Annotated in this window: 20 protein-coding genes; all 20 read right to left on the reverse strand. The window is 64.4% G+C overall.

Translation table 11 applies throughout. The annotated features are described in order from the left end of the window. Positions 1 to 13: 13 nt before the first annotated feature. Complete coding sequence (gene atpG, locus DIE04_RS13140; protein ID WP_034209645.1) at positions 14 to 889, reverse strand: F0F1 ATP synthase subunit gamma; 876 nt, start codon at positions 887 to 889, stop codon at positions 14 to 16. A 69-nt stretch (positions 890 to 958) separates the two neighbouring features. Then, entirely contained in the window at positions 959 to 2,500 is a 1,542-nt protein-coding gene (atpA, locus tag DIE04_RS13145) for a F0F1 ATP synthase subunit alpha (protein WP_014895499.1), read from the reverse strand. 44 nt (positions 2,501 to 2,544) lie between these two features. Continuing rightward, a complete protein-coding gene (locus DIE04_RS13150; RefSeq protein ID WP_014895498.1) occupies positions 2,545 to 3,084 on the reverse strand; it encodes a F0F1 ATP synthase subunit delta in 540 nt (179 codons plus the stop codon). Between the two features lie 2 nt (positions 3,085 to 3,086). Continuing rightward, positions 3,087 to 3,557 (reverse strand): F0F1 ATP synthase subunit B, encoded by a 471-nt coding sequence (locus DIE04_RS13155; protein WP_006477283.1) that lies wholly within the window; start codon positions 3,555 to 3,557, stop codon positions 3,087 to 3,089. 129 nt (positions 3,558 to 3,686) lie between these two features. Next, positions 3,687 to 3,959: a F0F1 ATP synthase subunit C gene (gene atpE / locus DIE04_RS13160; protein WP_021160442.1), complete on the reverse strand. Its 273-nt coding sequence runs from the start codon at positions 3,957 to 3,959 to the stop codon at positions 3,687 to 3,689. A 75-nt stretch (positions 3,960 to 4,034) separates the two neighbouring features. Further along, positions 4,035 to 4,886 (reverse strand): F0F1 ATP synthase subunit A, encoded by an 852-nt coding sequence (gene atpB, locus DIE04_RS13165; RefSeq protein WP_039351439.1) that lies wholly within the window; start codon positions 4,884 to 4,886, stop codon positions 4,035 to 4,037. A 119-nt stretch (positions 4,887 to 5,005) separates the two neighbouring features. Continuing rightward, complete coding sequence (locus tag DIE04_RS13170) at positions 5,006 to 5,530, reverse strand: ATP synthase subunit I (protein WP_124486822.1); 525 nt, start codon at positions 5,528 to 5,530, stop codon at positions 5,006 to 5,008. 324 nt (positions 5,531 to 5,854) lie between these two features. Next, complete coding sequence (locus DIE04_RS13175) at positions 5,855 to 6,037, reverse strand: hypothetical protein (RefSeq protein ID WP_124486821.1); 183 nt, start codon at positions 6,035 to 6,037, stop codon at positions 5,855 to 5,857. A gap of 64 nt (positions 6,038 to 6,101) precedes the next feature. After that, a complete protein-coding gene (locus DIE04_RS13180; RefSeq protein ID WP_124520511.1) occupies positions 6,102 to 7,223 on the reverse strand; it encodes an SLC13 family permease in 1,122 nt (373 codons plus the stop codon). 22 nt (positions 7,224 to 7,245) lie between these two features. Next, the gene (locus DIE04_RS13185; protein ID WP_006482728.1) at positions 7,246 to 8,139 is read right to left on the reverse strand and encodes a ParB/RepB/Spo0J family partition protein; all 894 of its coding nucleotides are present in this window, start codon (positions 8,137 to 8,139) and stop codon (positions 7,246 to 7,248) included. A gap of 31 nt (positions 8,140 to 8,170) precedes the next feature. Further along, a complete protein-coding gene (locus DIE04_RS13190; RefSeq protein ID WP_044845234.1) occupies positions 8,171 to 8,950 on the reverse strand; it encodes a ParA family protein in 780 nt (259 codons plus the stop codon). A gap of 51 nt (positions 8,951 to 9,001) precedes the next feature. Next, positions 9,002 to 9,688, reverse strand: coding sequence for a 16S rRNA (guanine(527)-N(7))-methyltransferase RsmG (gene rsmG, locus DIE04_RS13195; protein ID WP_124486820.1), 687 nt, complete (start codon positions 9,686 to 9,688; stop codon positions 9,002 to 9,004). Further along, positions 9,685 to 11,655 (reverse strand): tRNA uridine-5-carboxymethylaminomethyl(34) synthesis enzyme MnmG, encoded by a 1,971-nt coding sequence (mnmG, locus tag DIE04_RS13200; protein WP_044845232.1) that lies wholly within the window; start codon positions 11,653 to 11,655, stop codon positions 9,685 to 9,687. Before mnmG ends, rsmG begins: the two co-directional genes overlap by 4 nt. 490 nt (positions 11,656 to 12,145) lie before the next feature. Then, positions 12,146 to 12,901: an ABC transporter ATP-binding protein gene (locus tag DIE04_RS13205; protein WP_044845231.1), complete on the reverse strand. Its 756-nt coding sequence runs from the start codon at positions 12,899 to 12,901 to the stop codon at positions 12,146 to 12,148. Next, positions 12,901 to 14,685, reverse strand: a complete 1,785-nt coding sequence (locus DIE04_RS13210) for an ATP-binding cassette domain-containing protein (RefSeq protein ID WP_124520446.1) — start codon at positions 14,683 to 14,685, stop codon at positions 12,901 to 12,903. The genes DIE04_RS13205 and DIE04_RS13210 overlap by 1 nt, the downstream gene beginning before the upstream one ends. A gap of 4 nt (positions 14,686 to 14,689) precedes the next feature. Beyond that, entirely contained in the window at positions 14,690 to 15,745 is a 1,056-nt protein-coding gene (locus DIE04_RS13215; RefSeq protein WP_124520445.1) for a branched-chain amino acid ABC transporter permease, read from the reverse strand. 189 nt (positions 15,746 to 15,934) lie between these two features. Next, entirely contained in the window at positions 15,935 to 17,092 is a 1,158-nt protein-coding gene (locus DIE04_RS13220; RefSeq protein WP_044845229.1) for an ABC transporter substrate-binding protein, read from the reverse strand. Between the two features lie 1,142 nt (positions 17,093 to 18,234). Beyond that, positions 18,235 to 19,209 carry a branched-chain amino acid ABC transporter permease gene (locus DIE04_RS13225; protein ID WP_185500351.1) on the reverse strand — a complete coding sequence of 325 codons (975 nt, stop codon included), beginning with the start codon at positions 19,207 to 19,209 and terminating at the stop codon, positions 18,235 to 18,237. Continuing rightward, a complete protein-coding gene (locus DIE04_RS13230) occupies positions 19,209 to 20,093 on the reverse strand; it encodes a branched-chain amino acid ABC transporter permease (protein ID WP_044845228.1) in 885 nt (294 codons plus the stop codon). The genes DIE04_RS13225 and DIE04_RS13230 overlap by 1 nt, the downstream gene beginning before the upstream one ends. Before the next feature lie 99 nt (positions 20,094 to 20,192). Beyond that, positions 20,193 to 21,392 (reverse strand): ABC transporter substrate-binding protein, encoded by a 1,200-nt coding sequence (locus DIE04_RS13235; RefSeq protein ID WP_124520443.1) that lies wholly within the window; start codon positions 21,390 to 21,392, stop codon positions 20,193 to 20,195. Positions 21,393 to 21,460: the final 68 nt, after the last annotated feature.

Raw genomic sequence — 21,460 nt, forward strand, 5'->3', positions numbered from 1 at the left:
CCGTGGCGCGCGCTTAAACAGCGGCTGCGCCGCCGACGATCTCCGACAGTTCTTTCGTAATCGCGGCCTGGCGGCTCTTGTTGTACACGAGCTGCAGTTCGCTGATCACCGTCTTCGCGTTGTCGGACGCGGCCTTCATCGCGACCATCCGCGCCGATTGCTCGGACGCCATGTTCTCCGCGACGGCCTGGTACACCAGCGCCTCGACGTAACGCACGAGCAGTTCGTCGACGACTGCCTGCGCGTCCGGCTCGTAGATGTAGTCCCACGACGTGGCCGGCGTACCGTCATCGGCTTCGAAGTGTTCCGACGACAGCGGCAGCAGCTGCTCGATCACGGCTTCCTGCTTCATCGTGTTGACGAAGCGCGTGTAAGCGATATAGACCGCCGACAGCTTGCCTTCCGAGTACAGATCGAGCTGCGTCTTCACGGCGCCGATCAGCTTGTCCAGATGCGGGGTGTCGCCGAGGTGCACGACCTGCGACATCACCTTCGCGCCGAAGCGGTTCAGGAACCCGAGGCCCTTGCCGCCGATCGCGGTGGCTTCGACCTTCTGGCCCTTCTCTTCCAGCTCCTTGAACTTCTGCACCGTCGCACGCAGCACGTTGGTGTTCAGACCGCCGCAAAGACCCTTGTCCGTCGTGACGAGGATGATGCCGGCCGTCTGCGCGCCGTCGTTTGCCACCATGAACGGGTGGCGGTACTCCGGGTTCGCACGGCTCATGTGCGCGGCGATGGCACGGACCTTGTCTGCATACGGACGAGCGGCGCGCATGCGTTCCTGCGCGCGACGCATCTTCGATGCAGCCACCATCTCCATCGCCTTCGTGATCTTGCGCGTGTTCTGCACGCTCTTGATCTTGCCGCGAATTTCCTTCATTCCAGCCATAGCTTGCTCCTTGACCGAAGCGGCGCGGGCGCATCAGCACCCGCGCGGCCTCAGTGTGTCACTCGCGGATCAATAGGCACCGGACTTCTTGAAGGATTCGATCGCCGAGCGCAGTGCGCCTTCGTCGTCCTTCGAGAGATCCTTGGTGTCTTCGATGCGCTTGATGAGGTCAGCGTGGCTGGTCTTCAGGTTGTCGCGCAGGCCCTTCTCGAACGACAGCACTTGCTTGACGTCGAGATCGTCGAGGTAGCCGTTGTTCGCGGCGTACAGCGACACGGCCAGTTCCCAGACCTGCAGCGGCTGGTACTGCGGCTGCTTCAGCAGTTCCGTCACGCGGCGGCCGCGCTCGAGCTGCTTGCGGGTCGCTTCGTCGAGGTCCGATGCGAACTGCGCGAATGCGGCCAGTTCACGGTACTGCGCGAGGTCGGTACGGATACCGCCCGACAGCTTCTTCACGACCTTCGTCTGAGCGGCGCCGCCGACTCGCGACACCGACACGCCGGCGTTGATTGCCGGGCGGATGCCTGCGTTGAACAGGTCGGTTTCCAGGAAGATCTGGCCGTCGGTAATCGAGATCACGTTCGTCGGAACGAACGCGGTCACGTCGCCAGCCTGCGTTTCGATGACCGGCAGTGCCGTCAGCGAGCCGCTCTTGCCCTTCACTTCGCCGTTCGTGAACTTCTCGACGTACTCTTCCGACACGCGAGCAGCACGCTCGAGCAGACGCGAGTGCAGATAGAACACGTCGCCCGGGTATGCTTCACGGCCCGGCGGGCGGCGCAGCAGCAGCGAGATCTGACGGTATGCCCAAGCCTGCTTGGTCAAGTCGTCATAGATGATCAGCGCGTCTTGGCCGCGGTCGCGGAAGTATTCGCCCATCGTGCAGCCGGCGTACGGCGCGAGGTACTGCATCGCTGCCGAATCCGAAGCCGAAGCGGCGACGACGATCGTGTATTCCATCGCGCCCGTTTCTTCGAGCTTGCGAACCACGTTCATGATCGACGAAGCCTTCTGGCCGATCGCGACGTAGATACAGATCAGGTCCTTGCCCTTCTGGTTGATGATCGCGTCGAGCGCCACGGCGGTCTTGCCGCACTGACGGTCGCCGATGATCAGCTCACGCTGGCCACGGCCGATCGGCACCATCGCGTCGATCGACTTGATGCCCGTCTGCACCGGCTGCGACACCGACTTACGCCAGATCACGCCCGGGGCGATCTTTTCGATCGCGTCGGTCAGCTTCGCGTTGACCGGGCCCTTGCCGTCGATCGGGTTGCCGAGCGCATCGACCACGCGGCCGACGAGTTCCGGACCAACCGGGACTTCGAGAATGCGGCCCGTCGTCTTGACGATGTCGCCTTCCGAGATGTGTTCGTATTCGCCGAGAATCACCGCGCCGACCGAGTCGCGCTCGAGGTTCAGCGCGAGGCCGAACGTGTTGCCCGGAAACTCGAGCATTTCGCCCTGCATCACGTCCGACAGGCCGTGGATACGCACGATACCGTCGGTCACGGAGATCACGGTGCCCTGGTTGCGAACGTCTGCGCTCGCTTCAAGGCCCTGGATCCGGCTCTTGATCAGCTCGCTGATCTCAGAGGGATTGAGTTGCATTATTCGCTCCTGATAGTCAATTCTGTTGCGTGCCGGCGTGGCGCTCAGGCGGTCAAGGCAGCCTGCATCGATGCGAGGCGCGCGCGAACCGAGGTGTCGAGCACTTCGTCGCCGACCGTCACGCGCACGCCGCCGATCAGCGACGAATCGACTTCGACCGTCGGCTTCAGCTTGCGCTTGAACTTGCGTTCGAGGCCAGAGACGAGGCTTTCGAGATCCGCGCCGTTCAGCGGGAACGCGCTCACGATCTCGGCGTCGGCTGCACCTTCACGTTCGTTCTTGAGCGCCTCGAACTGCTCGGCGATTTCCGGCAGCAGCGCGATGCGATGATTGTCGACCAGCATCTGCACGAAGTTCTTCGCTTCGGCGCCGGCCGCGACCGGCGACTTCACCGCAGCAAGCAGCAACTCGGCTACTTGCGTGCGCGTCACCTTCGGGCTCGACGCGACCGACAGCACTTCCGGCAGACGCGCAACCTGGGCCAGCTCTTGCACGAGCGTGGACCAGGCGGCGATGTCACCTCCCTCGGCCACGCGGAACAGCGCTTCTGCGTAAGGGCGGGCGATGGTTGCAAGTTCGGCCATGATCAGAGCTCGGCTTTCAGTTGATTCAGCAGTTGGGCGTGGGCCGTTTGATCGACTTCGCGCTTCAGGATCTGCTCGGCGCCCTTCACGGCCAGCGCGGCGACTTCGCCACGCAGCGCTTCGCGCGCCTTCACGATTTGCTGTTCTGCTTCCGCTTTCGCCTGGGCGACGATGCGGGCGGCTTCAGCCTGGGCGTTGGCCTTGATTTCCTCGGCGACCGCCTGGGCACGCTTTTCAGCGTCGGCGATGCGCTGCTGGCCGTCGTTGCGGGCCTGCGCGAGTTCCTGGTCCACGCGCTTGTGCGCTGCGTCGAGTTCCGCCTTGCCCTTCTCCGCGGCTGCGAGGCCGTCGGCGATCTTCTTCGAACGTTCGTCGAGGGCGTTGATCAACGGCGGCCACACGAACTTCATCGTGAACCACGCGAGGACCAGGAACACGACCATTTGCGCAAACAGAGTTGCGTTGAGATTCACGGTGTTTCCTTATCTGCTATTCCGGAAAAATGAAACGGTAAGGCGCTCATCGAGTTGCATTCGATCAGCGCCCCAAGTCTCCGTTCCGCCCTGCGCCGGCTCACGCCGGTCGCATATTTCCGAGGAACCTTAGCCTGCGACGAGCTTCGACAGGAGCGGGTTCGCGAACGCGAACAGCATTGCGACACCAACGCCGATCAGGAATGCAGCGTCGATCAGGCCGGCCAGCAGGAACATCTTCGTTTGCAGCGGGTTGATGAGTTCCGGCTGACGTGCGCAGGCTTCGATGTACTTGCCACCCATCAGCGCGATACCGATACAGGCGCCGATTGCACCCAGGCCGATGATGATGCCGATACCGATGGCGGTCAGACCCTGGATGTTGGCGATGTAAGCTTGCATGATCACTCCTTTGTGAAAAGACTTGGAACTGAGATTTAAAAAACTAAAACGGAAACTCTTTTTTGCACGCCGCGCTTAGTGCTTGTCGTGCGCTTGGCCGAGATACACCAGCGTCAGCATCATGAAGATGAATGCCTGCAACAGAACAATCAGGATGTGGAAGATTGCCCAGACGCTACCCGCGATCACGTGACCAACGAAGCCGAGGAACGTTGCGTCGCCACCGAAGCTCCACATGCTGCCGAGCAGGGCGATCAACAGGAACAACAGCTCACCCGCGTACATGTTGCCGAACAGCCGCATGCCGAGGGAGACGGTCTTCGCGAGATATTCGACGATGTTGAGCGCGAGGTTAGGGATCCACAGCAGCGGGTGGGCACCGAACGGGGCCGACAGCAGCTCATGCACGAAGCCGCCCGCGCCCTTGATCTTGATGCTGTAGTAGATCATCAGGACGAACACGCCGAGCGCGATGCCGAGCGTGCCGTTCAGGTCGGCCGTCGGGACGATGCGATGGTGGGAAATCACGTCCGACAGACCGAGCAGGCCGATCACGCGGCCCGGCAGGTCGACGGGGAGGAAGTCGAGGGAGTTCATCAGCGCGACCCACACGAACACCGTGAGGGCGAGCGGAGCGATGAAGGTGCGGTTGCCGTGGACGATGGCCTTCGATTGATCCTCGACCATTTCGACGAGCATCTCGATCGCGCACTGGAAACGGCCCGGCACGCCCGACGTCGCCTTGCGGGCGGCCAGACGCAGCAGGAGGATCGTCACGATGCCGCACACGATCGACCAGAACAGCGTGTCGAGGTTCCAGACGTGGATGTCGAAAATCGACGTCTGATGCGAGGTGGAGAAATTCTGCAAGTGGTGCGCAATGTACTCGGACGGATCCGGACCGCGCGTGCCTTCGCTAGCTGCCATATCGTTAATGCCACCCAAATTGTCGAAAATCGTTTTGCCCCGTTCCGCAATACGCTATTGCCGCGATTGCGGGAACGGGCCGGTGCGATTCGTTGTCGAAACCGCACGCTGCTTGTTGCTTACCGCCAGGCCAGCGCGATCCAGTACGTCTTCAGCACGACGAGGTAGGTGACGAGGAGTGCCGGCCAGTGCACGCCGGCGTAGCCGTACGCCACTGCGGCGAACATCCCGATCGTCACGCCGAGCTTCAGGGCTTCGCCCATCACCCAGCTCATCACGGTGGCCGAGCCACCTGCCTTCAGTCGTGCCACGAACAACGCGCTTGGCACCCAGCCGATCGCCCCGCCCAGAAACGCGGATTGCGCAGCGGCGCCCGGCGACTTTGAAAACAGCCACCACGCCAGCGTTGCAACCAGGGACAAGACCACCTGCGCGATCACCACCTTGTAGGGGGTCACGCGCGACGGCTTGCTCACGTCCGGACCGAACAACCTCTCGGCTTCCGTCCGCGTGAGCGGAACGATGTTGTTATCTTGCTGCTCGGCATCCCAGTCGTCGTCGGACTCGCGCCGCTCGCCGGCCGCTGAAGCGGTGCGTTGCGCTCGGTGATCATCGTGCCCGTCGTTCGGCGCCTGACCCGCCATCGCAATCTTCCGCAAAATCCTTGAACCCGGCCCCTGCTTTCCGAAAGCTTTCAGGGGTGCCTAGCTAACAAATCCGGGCGATTGTAAGCGATAGTTGCAAGTGATTCAAGGCTTTAGACGCGACAAAAACCTGCGTAAAACGACGCCTCATCATGTGAAAAACGCGCGAATCCACGACGTACGATGACAGTTGTAAGGTCGCTTTTTTGCACGGGTATTTCTTGCCCGAAAAAGTCCGGCGACGAGGCAATGACGTGGCATCGACGCCTGGTGCGGGCGACACCGGCGCGACGCGTTTGCAGCAGGAATTCTGCTGTGACGCGATCACGGAAAATGATCGGGCGCAGCGATGCGAAGGAGAGGAAATACTGTGACCACCGCGACGAGCGCGATGCGTGAAATACGCTCGCACGCGAGCGCGTCGATGCCTGCAATCAGTTGTTGTGCCGCCACAGTCGATCGACTGTGGATCGCCGCACTTATCAACAGCCCCGGCTTCTCACCCACTGCGAATGCTGTGCCCCACCCCGCCAAGCTTGCAGCGCGCCTGCACCGCAGGCCGCCGCATCGCTTAACCGCGCACGAGCAACCATGCACCCAATGCCGCGCTCACGAGCGCGAACGGGATCGACACGAGGTGAAACGGCAGCCACATGCGCGGCTCCTTCGCGAGACGCACCGCGATCAGGTTCGCGAGCGAACCGATCGCGAAACCGAAACCGCCGACCGATACGCCGAACGCGAGCGCCCGCCAGTCGTGCGTGAATTCCGACAGCAGGATCGCCGCCGGCACGTTGCTGATGCCCTGTGACAGCACCGCGCCTGCCGCGAACACGCGCAGCGGCGAATCGAGGTGAGTCCGCGCGATCGCGTCGTGCACGACGGGCAGCGCGGCCGCGCTGCGCAGCACGACGAACATCAGCACGAAAATCAGCAGCAGCAGCCAGTCGATCTTCAGGACTGCATCACGTCTCGCCACCAGCAGCGCGATCACGACGGCGATCAGGCCCGGCACGGGATGGTGCGCGTCGGCGAGCAGCACGAACGCACCGAACAGCACCGCCGCGAGCAACGCATGCAGGCGCTGGACGGGGACGGCCTGAACGTCTCCCGACAGATCGAGCGGCTTCGCGCGAAACGCACACGCCGTCAGCACGAGCAGCAGCGCCATCAGCGCCAGCGCGAGCGGCCCGAGCGTGACGACGAAGCGGCCGAACGACACGCCGCTCAATTGCCACAGGAACAGGTTCTGGGGATTGCCGAGCGGTGTCGCGACGGACCCCGCATTGACGGCCAGCGCGACCACGATCACGAGCCGCCGGAAAGGCAGCGGCGTCAGCAGGCGCAGCGACACCATCAGCGGCACGACGACGAACAGCGCGACATCGTTGGTGAGCCACATCGCGAGCGCCGCCGCGAACACGACGAGCAGCATCGCCAGCCCGCGCTCGGAATGCACGTGATGCACGATGCGATGCGCGAGCCACATCAGGCACCCGGACAGCTCGAGCGCCTTGGTCAGCATCAGCAGACCCGCGAGCGTCGCGACGGTCTGCCAGTCGACGAGACCGGCCAATGTGGCAATTGGTTGCGGACGCAACCATTGAAGAATAATCAGTGCAAGCGCCAGTACCGCCAGCACCGGCTCCTGCATCAGCCATCCGAGCCATCGGCGCGGCGCTGCCGCGCCCATGTTCTCCGTCAATCGCACCTCGTTACTCTTCCGTCGCGACGTTGCCGCGAAGGCGCGCGAGAATGCCCTCGAGCGCGTCGAGGTTGCCGAAGTCGATCAGCACCTGCCCTCGCCCGCGGCGGCCGAGCTTGATCTTCACCGTCGACGCGAGCAGGTCGGACAACTCCTCCTCGAGACGGCGCGTGTCGCGGCCGCCGTCATCCTTCGCACGCGCCTTCACCGCCGGCGCTTCCTTCGTCGTGTGCGCGACCAGCTTCTCGGTCTCGCGCACCGACATGCGCTTGTTCACGACCTGATGCGCGAGCGTGATCTGCGTCGCGGCGTCGACCGCGAGCAGCGCTCGCGCGTGCCCCATGTCGAGATCGCCGGCCAGCAGCATCGTCTGCACCGGCGAAGCAAGGTTCAGCAGGCGCAGCAGGTTCGATACCGCGCTGCGCGAACGGCCGACCGATTCGGCCGCCTGTTCGTGCGTGAAACCGAACTCGTCGAGCAAACGCTGGATGCCGTGCGCCTCTTCCAGCGGGTTCAGGTCCTCGCGCTGGATGTTCTCGATCAGCGCCATCGCCGCGGCTGCCTGATCGGACACGTCCTTCACGAGCACCGGCACTTCGTCGAGGCCAGCCAGGCGTGCCGCGCGGAAACGCCGCTCGCCTGCGATGATCTCGTATTTGTCAGATGAAATGGGTCGTACCAGGATCGGCTGCATCACGCCTTGCGCGCGAATGCTGGCCGCCAGCTCCTGCAGGCTGCCTTCGTCCATCCGCGTCCGCGGCTGGTACTTGCCGGCCTGCAGCTTGCCGAGCGCGAGCGTGTTCGGTGCCCCTTCGATCTTCACCGCTTCGGTGATGTCCGCACTGCCGCCGAGCAGCGCTTCGAGGCCACGTCCCAAGCCCTTCTTCTTTGGTACCGCGTTCATGTCTTTCTTCCTCGCTTCGCTCATGTCCGGATCACGACACCTCGAACGCGCGCACGCGATCGATCATCTCGGCACCGAACTGGAGATACGCCTGCGCACCGCGCGAATTGCGGTCGAACACGACGCCCGGCAACCCGTAACTCGGCGCTTCCGCGAGGCGCACGTTGCGCGGAATCACCGCGTCGAACACCTTGTCGCCGAAGTGCGCTTTCAGTTGATCGGAGACTTGCTGCTGCAGCGTGATGCGCGGATCGAACATCACGCGCAACAAGCCGATGATCTTCAGGTCGCGGTTCATGTTCGCGTGGACCTGCTTGATCGTGTTGACGAGATCCGACAACCCTTCCAGCGCGAAGTACTCGCACTGCATCGGGATCACGACGCCATGCGCCGCGCACAGCCCGTTCAGCGTCAGCAGCGACAGCGTCGGCGGGCAATCGATCAGCACGAAGTCGTAGTCGTCGGCCACATGCTCGAGCGCGGCCTTCAACCGACGCTCGCGGTTGTCGATGCTGATCAGTTCGATCTCGGCACCCGACAGCTCGCGGTTGGCCGGCAGCACGTCGTACGTGACACCCTCCGGACGCACGCGTGCGTCCGTCACCGAGACGCCGTCAACCAGCACTTCGTACACAGTCGACTCGCAGGCGGCCTTGTCGATCCCGCTACCCATCGTCGCGTTGCCCTGCGGGTCGAGATCGATCAGCAGGACTCGTTGCTCCTGCGCTGCAAGGCTTGCGGCGAGATTGACCGATGTCGTCGTCTTGCCGACGCCCCCCTTCTGGTTCGCAACGCAGAAGATCTTTGCCATCGTTGGTGTGTTCCCTTTACCTTCAAACAAACAGCGCGCTACCGCGCGCCTTCAATTCGCCTCGTCGACGGTGACCTCGATCAGATGCCGTTCGGCATCGAGCATCGGTACCGCCAGCCGCATCGTCTGCTTTACGCGACTGCCTTCCGGCAGCCGTGCAATTTCGTCGTCCGGGTGGACACCCTTCATCGCCCAGATCGATCCGCCGGGCGCGACGAGATGTCGAGCAAGTTTAACGAAGTCGGATAGATCCGCGAAGGCGCGGGATACGATCATGTCGAATTTTTCCGGCACTTCGACACCCGGCTGCAGCGATTCGACCCGCCCGGTGACGACCGACAGGTTCGCGAGCTTCAGCTCCGCACGCATCTGAGTCTGGAATGCAGACTTCTTCTGCACGATATCGTTCAGCGTCACTTGCCAGTCCGGCCGGACGATCGCCAGCACGATACCGGGCAACCCGCCGCCCGAACCCACGTCGAGCACGCGCGCCGATGCACGGTCGCGCAGATGCGGAACGATGGAGAGTGAATCAAGAATGTGCTGGATCAGCATCTGCTTCGGGTCGCGGATCGCGGTCAGGTTGTAGACCGCGTTCCACTTGCCGAGCAGCGCGACGTAATCGAGCAGCTGGTTGCGTTGTGTATCCGTCAATGCGATGTCGAGCGCGGCCGTGCCGTCGACGAGCATTTGTTCAAGTACGTCCCGATTAACCGCCGGCGCGCGACGCGCCGTCATTGTTGCGTCGGGACGGTGCCGTCCCCCTGCTCGGTCGCCTCTGCGGCAGTGCCATTACGACGGCCGAGGCCACGGCGCTTCAGGTGCACCATCAGCAGCGAGATCGCAGCCGGCGTGACGCCCGAGATCCGCGATGCCTGGCCGATCGTTTCCGGCCGGAACTCGTTGAGCTTCTGGCTCACTTCGAACGACAGGCCGCGCACCTCGCGATAGTCGATACCGTCCGGCAGGCGCGTGTTCTCGTTCGCATCGTTGCGCTCGATCTCGCTCGCCTGGCGTTCGATATAGCCCTGATATTTGATACCGATCTCGACCTGCTCCTTGATCTGCTCGAGCAGCACCGGATCGTCGGCCAACGGCTCCGCCGGACCGCATTCGCCGCCCTTCAGGCCGCACACGCCGTCGTAGCTGATACCCGGGCGACGCAGCAGCTCCGCGAGGCTGTACTCGTGATCGATCGCCTTGCCGAGCAGCGCGGTCGCCTCTTCCGGCGGCAGCGTCTTCGGCGTTACCCATGTCGACTTCAGTCGTTCGGTTTCACGTGAAACAGCGTCGCGCTTCCGGCTGAATGCATCCCAGCGCACATCGTCGACCAGCCCCAGCTCGCGGCCGATCTCGGTCAGGCGCATGTCCGCATTGTCTTCACGCAGGCTCAGACGATACTCCGCACGGCTCGTGAACATCCGGTACGGCTCGGCCACGCCACGCGTGACGAGGTCGTCGACCAGCACGCCAAGGTACGCCTGGTCGCGACGCGGGCACCATGCGTCCTTCTCCTGCACGTAACGGCCTGCGTTCAGACCGGCCAGCAGGCCTTGAGCGGCCGCTTCTTCATAGCCCGTCGTGCCGTTGATCTGGCCCGCAAAGAACAGCCCGTTGATCGCCTTCGTCTCGAGCGATGCCTTCAGCGCGCGCGGGTCGAAGTAGTCGTATTCGATCGCATAGCCGGGGCGCAGGATGTGCGCATTCTCGAGGCCGCGCATCGAGTGCACGAGTTCGAGCTGCACATCGAACGGCAGGCTCGTCGAAATCCCGTTCGGATAGAACTCGTTGGTCGTCAGCCCTTCCGGCTCGAGGAAGATCTGGTGCGATTCCTTCGACGCGAACCGGTGGATCTTGTCCTCGATCGACGGGCAGTAACGCGGGCCGACACCTTCGATCACGCCTGTATACATGGGCGACCGGTCGAGGCCGCCGCGAATGATGTCGTGCGTGCGCTCGTTCGTATGCGTGACCCAGCACGGCAACTGCTGCGGATGTTGCTCCGCACGGCCCAGGAACGAGAACACCGGGATCGGATCGAGGTCGCCCGGCTGCTCGTCCAGCTTCGAAAAGTCGATCGAGCGGCCGTCGATACGCGGCGGCGTACCGGTCTTCAGGCGGCCCTGCGGCAGCTTCAGTTCCTTCAGACGCGCCGACAGCGACACGGCCGCCGGATCGCCCGCGCGACCGCCCGTGTAATTGTTCAGGCCGACGTGGATCTTGCCGTCGAGGAAGGTACCCGCCGTCAGCACCACCGCACGTGCGCGGAAGCGGATGCCGATCTGCGTGACGGCGCCCACCACGCGGTCGCCTTCGACCATCAGATCGTCGACGGCCTGCTGGAACAGCCACAGGTTCGGCTGGTTCTCGAGCCGATGGCGGATCGCAGCCTTGTACAGGATACGGTCGGCCTGCGCACGCGTCGCGCGCACGGCCGGGCCTTTCGACGAATTCAGGATCCGGAACTGAATACCGCTCTCGTCCGTCGCAGCGGCCATCGCGCCGCCGAGCGCATCGACTTCCTTGACCAGATGGCCCTTGCCAATACCGCCGATCGACGGATTGCAGCTCATCTGCCCGAGCGTTTCGATGTTATGGGTCAGCAGCAGCGTCTTCGCACCCATACGGGCCGATGCCAACGCGGCCTCCGTGCCGGCGTGCCCGCCGCCGACGACGATGACGTCAAATTCTGTGGGAAAAAGCATGGTGGATTCCGCGCGCAGGACTGCGCACGAACCTATCTGAGAAATGTATGGGCCGAATTATAGCGGGTTCGCTTTTCACCCGAAGGCCGTCCGAATGGTAGGGACCGTTCATTTAGCCGGTTTTTTTCGGCCGATCGGCCGAGCTGTGCCGCCTAGCCGGCCTTGGCGGCGCTGGCGCGACCTCACCGCACATCGCCAAGCTGTGCAAAACCGAGGACCCGGTAGCGGCTCGTGAACCGACATCACCGTGACATCACAGTATTTCCGGTCAATCGCCCGGCACTTATCCCCTGTGGCGACCGACCACCGTCAACGCTCATTCCCTGTGCAACCCGACGCGATGAGCCCGCACTCTCGTCACAGTGCTTCCGCTGGTTGCTCCGGCACTTATCCCCACACTCGATTCACCGTCACGTCGCCCTCCCCCGAAACAAAAACGGCGTGTTTCACGTGAAACACGCCGCCCGTTTCCCGCCCACCGCCTCACCCATCAAGCCGTTTTCTTCGCAAGCCCCAGATACGTTTCGATTACCTGCGGATTCTGTGCCAACTCGGCAGCCGGCCCTTCCAGCGCAAACTCGCCGGTCTCCAGCACATAGCCGTAGTCCGAGATCTGTAGCGCGGCCCGCGCGTTCTGCTCGATCAGCAGCGTCGCGACGCCCGTGCCACGCAACGCGCTGATGATATGAAAAATCTCTTTCACGATCAGCGGCGCCAGCCCGAGGCTCGGCTCGTCCAGCATCAGCAGGTCGGGCTTACCCATCAGCGCGCGGCCCACCGCAAGCATCTGCCGTTCGCCGCCCGACAGCGTGCCGGCCGCCTGCTTGCGCCGCTCCTTGAGCCGCGGAAACAGCGCGAACACATGATCGAGCTGGTCGAGGAAGTTCGACTCACCCGCGACCTTGCGGCGATACGCGCCCAGCACGAGGTTGTCCTCGACGGTCATCGTGCTGAACAGCTCGCGCTTTTCCGGCACAAGGCACATCCCGCGCGCGACGCGCTGCTCGACGGGCAATGCGCCTACGTCGTTACCGCGGTAAACGATCGCGCCCGACGCGTGCCCGGTCACCGGCAACGCGCCCATGATCGCGTTCAGCAGCGTCGACTTGCCGGCTCCGTTCGGGCCGATCACGCTGACGATCTGCCCTGCGCCGACCTTGATCGCCGCACCGTGCAGCGCCTCGACCTTTCCGTACCGCACCGCCAGCCCGCGTACCTCGAGAATCGGCATCGTCGTGTCCGTCATCACTCCACCCCGCCCAGATACGCTTCGAGCACCGCCGGATCCTGCTGCACGTCCTGCGGCAGCCCTTCCGCGATCCGCGTGCCGAATTCCATCACCACCAGCCGGTCGGTGAGGTTCATCACGAAATCCATGTCATGTTCCACGAGCAACACGCTCATCCCTTCGGCCTTCAGGCGCCGCAGCAAGTCCGCGAGCTGCTGCTTCTCCTGGTAGCGCAGCCCGGCCGCCGGCTCGTCGAGCAGCAGCAGCGTCGGATCGCAGCACAGCGCGCGCGCGATTTCGAGAATCCGCTGCTGGCCAAGCGCGAGGCTGCCCGCTTCGTCGTACATGTGCTTCTCCAGCCCGACGCGGCGGATCTGTCGTGCCGCTTCAGCCAGCAGCTGCGCTTCCTCATGTGCATTGAGCCGCGCGATGCTGCGCCAGACGCCCGTATGGCCGCGCAAATGCGCGCCGATCGCGACGTTCTCGAGCACCGTCATCGTCGGCAGTAGCTTCACGTGTTGGAACGTCCGGCCGATCCCGCGGCGGACGATCTGGCGCGACGTGAGCCCGTTGATCCGCTCGCCGCGGAACGTGATCGTGCCGCCGGTCGGCTGCAGCACGCCGGTCACGAGGTTGAACGTGGTCGACTTGCCCGCGCCGTTCGGGCCGATCAGGCCGACGATCTGCCCCGCTTTCACGTCGAAACTGACGTCGTTGACGGCCACCAGCCCGCCGAACTGCTTGCGCGCGTTGTCGACCACGAGCAGCGGCTCGCCCGCCACCGGCTTCGCGCGCTGCGGCAGCGGGTCGGCATGGTCGGGCACATGTGCGCGCGGCCCGCGTGGAAACAGCTTCGCGACGAACGGCCATACGCCCTGGCGCGCGTACTGCAGCAACAGCACCATCAGCACGCCGAACACGATGATCTCGAAGTTGCCTTCCGAGCCGAGCAGCTTCGGCAACAGCGTCTGCAGGTAGTCCTGCAGCACGGTGAGGATCGCCGCACCGAGCACCGCGCCCCATACGTGCGACACGCCCCCGACCACGGCCATGAACAGGAATTCGATCCCGTGGTTCAGGCCGAACGGGGTCGGGTTCACCGCGCGCTGCAGGTGCGCGTACAGGAAGCCCGATACCGCGGCGAGCACGGCCGCGTAGGTGAAGATCACGACGCGCATCCACGCGGTGTTCACGCCCATCGCTTCGGCCATCACGCCGCCGCCGCGCAGCGCGCGGATCGCGCGGCCGGGCCGGCTGTTGAGCAGGTTCTGCACCGACACGATCGCGGCCAGCACGACGACCCAGATCAGGAAGTACAGGCTGCGGCCGCTGCCGAGCTCGATGCCGAACAGGTTCAGTGCCGGAATCCCGTTGATCCCGTCGTACTTGCCGAGCAACTCGAGGTTGCCGAACAGATAGAACAGCGCGAGCCCCCACGCGATCGTGCCGAGCGGCAGGAAATGCCCGGACAGGCGCATCGTGACCGCGCCCAGTACCAGCGCGACGAGCGCCGTCAGCACGACGCCGACGATCAGCGCGAGCCACGGCGACACGCCGTATCGCGTGGTCAGGAATGCGGTCGCATACGCGCCGATGCCGACGAACGCGGCCTGCCCGAAGCTCGTCATCCCGCCGACGCCCGTCAGCAGCACGAGCCCGATCGCGACGATCGCGTAGAGGCCGATGTAGTTCAGCAGCGTGATCCAGTATTCGGGCACCTGCAGCGCGCCGGGCAGCACCGGCAGCGCGAACAGCACCACGAGAAACACCCAGAAGGTCTTGTTGCGTACCATCGTCTTCATCGTGTCACTCCTCTTCCTCTTCCGCATGCGGCGCCGCGAAACTGCGCCACAGCAGCACCGGGATGATCAGCGTGAACACGATCACTTCCTTGTACGCGCTCGCCCAGAATGACGAATACGATTCGAGCACGCCGACCAGCAGCGAGCCGGCGGCCGCGAGCGGATAACTGACCAGCCCGCCGATGATCGCGCCCACGAAACCCTTCAGGCCGATCAGGAAGCCGGAGTCGTAATAGATCGTCGTCAACGGACCGACGAGGATGCCGGACAGCACACCGAGCCCGGCCGCCAGCGTGAATGCGAGCCGCCCTGCTTCGGTCGTGCCGATGCCGACCAGCCGCGCGCCGAGCCGGTTCACCGACGTCGCGCGCAGCGCCTTGCCGGCGATCGTGCGGCCGAAGTACACGTAGAGCGCGCCGATCAGCACCAGCGCGGTCACGACCACGAGGATGCTCTGCACCGACACCGTCATGCTGCCGACCGACAGCGACGCATCCGCGAAGCCGTTGGTGCGCGAGCCTTCAGCGCCGAACATCACGAGCCCGAGGCCGACCATCGCGAAATGGACGGCGACCGACACGATCAGCAACAGCAGCGTCGTGCCTTCGGCGATCGGCTGATAGACGAGCCGGTAGACGAACGGCCCCATCGGCACGACGATCGCGAGCGTCAACGCGATCTGCGCAAGCATAGGCAGCGGCTGCGCGGCAAAGCTGCGCGTGATCGCGAACACCGCGAGCGGCAGCAGCACGTAGCGGCTGCCGAGCGTCGCGAGCGTGCGGCCGAGTTGATGGCGGCGTTCGCGATGGCGGACCAGGCCGCCGACTTCCAGCAGGAAGCACGCGATGCCCATCACGAACAGCAGCCAGCAGGTGGCGGGAAATTTCTGCGCCTGCAACGCCGCAAGCGTGAGCGCACCGTAGGCGACGAATTCGCCCTGGGGAATGAAGATCACCCGCGTGACGGAAAACACCAGCACGAGCGCCAGCGACAGCAATGCATAAATGGCGCCGGTCGTGATGCCGTCTTGCGCGAGGATCGCCGCAATCGAGAGATCCATACGTTTCGTGTATCGAGAATGCTGCGGAGAAACGGCGACGGGAACGGCCCGCGCGCGGACGGCAAGACCGGCGGTCAGGCGTCGCGTTGCGGGCTTCCCGGCATTCCATGCGGCGCGAGCACGGATCGCCGCGCCGCCGACGGCGCGCACGGCACCGTTCGCGCCGCGCCCGCCGGTTTCACGTGGTGCTTACTCGGCCTGCAGCTTCCACTTGCCGTCGACGATCTGCACCATCACGCGCGCCCGCGTGTCGAAGCCGTTGTGATCGGTCGCCGTCGTGTTGATCACACCGTGCGACACGGGCAGATCCTTCACGCTCTCGAGCGATGCGCGCAGCGCCTCGCGGAACGCCTCGGTGCCCGGCTGGCCCTTCTTCAGCGCATCGGGAATCGCACGCTGCAGCAGCAGGCCCGCATCCCATGCATGGCCGCCGAAGGTCGCCAGCGAACCGGCCCCGTACGCCTTTTCGTATGCGGCCTTGTAGCCGAGCGCCGGCTTCTTCACCGGATTCGAATCGGGCAACTGGTCGGTCACGAGCACCGGGCCGGCCGGCAGGATCTCGCCTTCGCAGTCCTTGCCGCACACGCGCAGGAAGTCGTTGTTCGCGACGCCGTGCGTCTGGTACACCTTGCCCTTGTAGCCGCGCTCCTTCAGCGTCTTGGCCGGCAGCGCGGCCGGCGTGCCCGAACCGGCGATCAGCACCGCGTCGGGATTCGAGCCCAACAGCTTCAGCACCTGCCCCATCACCGACGCGTCGGTGCGGTTGAAGCGCTCGTTCGACACGAGCTTCAGGCCGTTCTTCTCGGCCGCCGCGCTGAACGTCTTGTACCAGCTGTCGCCGTACGCATCGGCGAAGCCGATGAAGCCGACCGTCTTCACGCCATGCTTCGCCATGTAGCCGGCGATCGCGTCGGCCATCAGCTGGTCGTTCTGCGGCACCTTGAACATCCATGCGCGCTTCGCGTCCATCGGCGAGATGATCTGCGCGCTCGCCGCGAGCGAGATCGTCGGCGTCTTGCCCTGCGACACCGGATCGAGCATCGCGAGCGAGTTCGGCGTGACGGACGAGCCGATGATCGCGTCGACGTGATCCTCGTCGATCAGCTTGCGCACGTTCTGCACCGCGCGGCTCGTGTCGGACGCATCGTCGAGCACGATGTACTGGACGCTCTTGCCCGCGATTTCCTTCGGCAGCAGCGCGATCGTGTTCTTTTCCGGAATCCCGAGCGAGGCGGCCGGCCCGGTGGCCGACAGCGTCACGCCGATCTTCACCTGCGCCGACGCCGTGGCCGCCGCACCCACGAGGCCCGCGGCAAGCAGAACCTCCATCCATCGATTCATCTTCATTTACGTTGTCTCCAAACGCTGCTCGAAAAATCCGTGGGTCGCTCGGGCGGCTCCCGGTCCTCAAACAAGTTAATAAATTAACTATCTCGCCGTACCGCGTCTACGCTCGTTTTCCCGTGAAACGCCGGCGTCGCAATCGAGCCCCGGCGATCGCACGCACGCACGCGCCGCGGCGCGTTCCGAAACGGTCGTTCGACCGCCACGATGCGCGGCAGCAATGTCGCCAGGATGAAGGGAACGGAGAAACGCAGCGTTGCGCGAGACGCGATCGATGCGAATGCAACGATCGCGGGAAGGTCGGCCGGCCGAGCCTGGTTCGGCTCCGCAAGCGCGCGGCACACGATCGGAAAACCGGCGGTTCATGCGCATCCGAACGACGCGTCGGATGCGAACGCAACGACCGGAGAAGCCGCCGTGCCGGGCAATCGCGCCAGAACGCGCATACCGTCCGCAGGACGGCTCGTGAAAGCCCGGGCATACCGATGCACCGCCGCACCCGAACGAGCGGCGCCAGCCGCCCCTCGCACCCCGATCCATCGTCCCGCGCTTCTCATCCAACCGCACTCCCTCTTCTGCATTTTGCTTGTAGGAGAACTGCCGACTATTTTCCCGACCGCACGGTCGGCGAAAGCTGAGTGTAACGGACGCTTTTTGCGCACGCCAACCGGGTAAGCCCGGACGGCATGCGCGTGGCTGCGCGCCAGCGGCGATCGACCGGCAGGATTGGACGAAAACGGGGGGACGGGATGAAACGCGAGCGATGCGAGATGAGGTGAGGCAGAAACGGGCGCGGGAAACGCGGCGCCACTCGCCTGCACCATCAATGGAAATTCGCGCACACAAATGAAAAAGCGCTGTTGGATTCCGTCCAACAGCGCTTTGGGGTCCGGGCACTTTGTGCCTCGATTGTCTCCTCGTTCTCCACCTGCAAATTCGTTTCGCGGTGCATCAGAACTGAAACGAAGATTAAAGGACCTTTCACCCTGCGACAACTTAGCATTTACCCCTATGGTGCATCGCCGCACGAAAATGGGGCACCAGCCTTGCCGCGCGGCACCGTCCCGAGGCCGCCGCAACGCCCTTCCCGGCCGCGCCGGATGGTGCTTCGCATCAACGCGTCGCCACGCCGCGGCGCGCTGCAATCAGGACGGCCTGAGCGTCTTGACCCGTGCGACCATCTCGCCGACGATCCCGCGCCGGAACGCAAGCACGCATGCGATGAAGATCAGCCCGGTGACGATCGTCGCCGATTCGCCGAGCGAGTGGAACCAGCCGATGCCCGTCACCGACGCGAGCCATTCGCCGATGTCGCCGAGCCGGTCCTCCAGTGCGACGATCAGCGCCGCGCCGAGCAGCGGCCCGAACAGCGTGCCCATCCCGCCGACGAGCGTCATCAGCACGACGAGGCCCGACATCGTCCAGTACGCGTCGGACAGCGTCTCGAAGCCGAGCACCAGCACCTTCAGCGAACCGGCCAGCCCCGCGAGCCCGGCCGACAGGATGAACGCGAGCAGCTTGAAGCGGTCGGTGTCGTAGCCGAGCGAGATCGCTCGCGCTTCGTTCTCCTTGATCGCGACGAGCACCTGGCCGAACGGCGAGTGCACGATGCGCACGATGAACGCGCACGCCGCGACGATCACCGCGAGCACGACGTAGTAGAGCGCGACGTCGTTCGACAGGTCGACGACCCCGAACAGATGCCCGCGCGGCACGCCCTGCAGGCCGTCCTCGCCGTGCGTGAACGGCGCCTGCAGGTAGATGAAATAGACCATCTGCGCGAACGCGAGCGTGATCATCGCGAAGTAGATGCCTTGCCGGCGGATCGCGAACAGGCCGACGACGAGCCCGAGCAACGTCGCGGCGAAGGTGCCGACGAGCACGCCGAGCTCCGGCGTGAAGCCGAGCGTCTGGATCGTATAGCCGGTCGCGTAGCCGGCGGTCGCGAGGAACATCGCATGGCCGAACGACAGCAGCCCCGTATAGCCGATCAGCAGGTTGAACGCGGCCGCGAACAGCGCGAACGTGAGCACCTTCATCACGAACACCGGATACGCGCCGATGAAGGGGGCTGCGAGCAGTGCGGCGAGCAGCACGCCGTAGAGCACTTTTCTCTGCATCATTTTTCCTTGCCGAACAGGCCAGCCGGGCGGATCAGCAGCACGATCGCCATGATCACGAACACCACCGTGGCCGACGCTTCCGGATAGAACACGCGCGTGAAGCCCTCGATCACGCCGAGCATCAGCCCGGTGATGATCGAGCCGAGAATCGAGCCCATCCCGCCGATCACGACCACCGCGAACACGGTGATGATCATCGGCTGGCCCATCAGCGGCGACACCTGGATCACCGGCGCCGCGAGCACGCCCGCGAATGCTGCGAGCGCGACGCCGAAGCCGTAGGTGAGCGTGATCATCATCGGCACGTTCACACCGAACGCCTCGACGAGCTTCGGGTTCTCGGTGCCCGCGCGCAGATAGGCGCCCAGGCGCGTCTTCTCGATCACGAACCAGGTCGCGAGACACACCGCGAGCGACGCGACGACCACCCACGCGCGGTAGTTCGGCAGGAACATGAAGCCGAGATTGGTCGCGCCGGACAGCTGCGAAGGCACGTCGTACGGCTGGCCGGACGACCCGTAGACCGAGCGGAACACGCCTTCGACGACGAGCGTGAGGCCGAACGTGAGCAGCAGCCCGTACAGGTGATCGAGCTTGTACAGCCAGCGCAGCATCGAGCGCTCGACCAGGATCCCGAACGCGCCGACGATCAGCGGTGCGAGCGCGAGCATCGCCCAGTACGGCAACCCGAAATACGACAGCCCCATCCACGCGAGCATCGCGCCCAGCATGAACAGCGCGCCGTGCGCGAAGTTGATCACGTTGAGCAGCCCGAAGATCACCGCCAGCCCGAGGCTCAGGATCGCGTAGAACGAGCCGTTGACGAGCCCGAGCAGCAACTGGCTCAGCATCGCCGGCAACGGAATGCCAAAGATTTCCATCGACTTAGCCGTCCGAATGAGTTTCGTTGCGTGCGCAACCGTCATGCCGTCGCGCACGCGGGCGGTGCAGCGGCCACATCGCTGCGGCCGCGCCCGCGCTTACTTCCATGCCGCGCAGCGCGTCTCCTGCTTGGTCGTGAACGCCTGCTCGCCCGGAATCGTCGCGAGCACCTTGTAGTAGTCCCACGGCTCCTTCGATTCCGACGGCTTCTTCACTTCCATCAGGTACATGTCGTGAATCATGCTGCCGTCCTGGCGGATGTAGCCCTTCGCGTAGAAGTCGTTGATCTTCGCCTTCTTCAGCTCGGCCATCACCTTGTCGGAGTCGGTCGTGCCGGCCGCCTGGACCGCCTTCAGGTAGGTCGTCACCGACGAGTAGTCGGCCGCCTGCAGGCTCGACGGCATCTTCTTCATCTTGCCGAAGTAGCGCTGCGCCCACTGGCGCGCCGTCGCGTCGCGGTTCCAGTACCAGCTGTCGGTCAGCACGAGGCCCTGCGTCGTCTCGAGGCCGAGGCTGTGCACGTCGTTGATGAACATCAGCAGCGCGGCGATCTTCATCGACTTCGTGATGCCGAACTCCTTCGCGGCCTTGATCGAGTTGATCGTGTCGCCGCCCGCGTTCGCGAGGCCGAGGATCTGCGCCTTGGACGACTGCGCCTGCAGCAGGAACGACGAGAAGTCCGACGCCGACAGCGGGTGCCGCACCGTGCCGAGCACCTGGCCGCCGCTCGCCTTCACGACGTCCGACGTGTTCTTCTCGAGCGCCTTGCCGAACGCGTAGTCGGCGGTCAGGAAGAACCAGCTCTTGCCGCCCTGCTTCACCACCGCCGAGCCGGTGCCCTTCGCGAGCGCCATCGTGTCGTATGCGTAGTGGACCGTGTACGGCGTGCACTGCTCGTTGGTCAGCGTGTCGGCGCCCGCGCCGATGTTGATGTAGACCTTCTTCTTCTCGGCCGCGACCTGGTTCATCGACAGCGCGGTCGCGGAGTTCGTGCCGCCGACCAGCAGGTCGAGCCCGCCGCGGTCCATCCATTCGCGCGCCTTCGACGCGGCGATGTCCGCCTTGTTCTGGTGATCGGCATAGACGACCTCGATCGGCTTGCCGAGCACCTTGCCGCCGAAGTCGGCGACCGCCATCCGGATCGCCTCGAGGCCGCCCTGCCCGTCGATGTCCGCGTACAGCCCCGACATGTCGGTGATGAAGCCGATCTTCACGCTATCCGCGGCGTGTGCGGCGCCGGCGGTGAACGCTGCGGTCGCGACCGCCAGGCACGCGTGTGCGAGGGTCTTCATTTTCATTGACGTCTCCTGTTGTTCTGATGCGTTGTGGTTGTTCGTAGGCCGCCACGGCTAGCGGCAAGGGAAAC

The organism is Burkholderia sp. Bp8994 (assembly GCF_003853805.1).
Taxonomy (GTDB): Bacteria; Pseudomonadota; Gammaproteobacteria; order Burkholderiales; family Burkholderiaceae; genus Burkholderia.